Raw genomic sequence first — 246 nt, forward strand, 5'->3', positions numbered from 1 at the left:
GTTGGTTCATCTAAAATCAGGAGCGACCCCGCACCTAGTAAACTTTGTGCAAGATTTAACCGTTGCCGCATTCCCTTCGAAAACTGTTGAACCCTTTGCTTTCTAACGTCCCACAAGCCAACGCGTTTCAATACTTGCTCTTGCTCTTTTTTAGCTATTCTTTTCAAAGAAGACAGTAATTGCAATACTTCTGCTGCCGTTAACATTGAGGGAAAATCTACATCATCTGGCATATAACGAATCGCT

The 246-nt window shown here is 41.9% G+C and carries 1 protein-coding gene; it reads right to left on the bottom strand.

Features of this window, described 5'->3' with window-relative positions; genetic code table 11:
• On the bottom strand, positions 1-246 hold a 246-nt coding region (locus SB660_RS22890), incomplete at both ends, for an ATP-binding cassette domain-containing protein (protein ID WP_410584813.1).

Origin of the sequence: Bacillus sp. SIMBA_005 (assembly GCF_046535585.1) — a bacterium.
Taxonomy (GTDB): domain Bacteria; phylum Bacillota; class Bacilli; order Bacillales; family Bacillaceae; genus Bacillus; species Bacillus pumilus.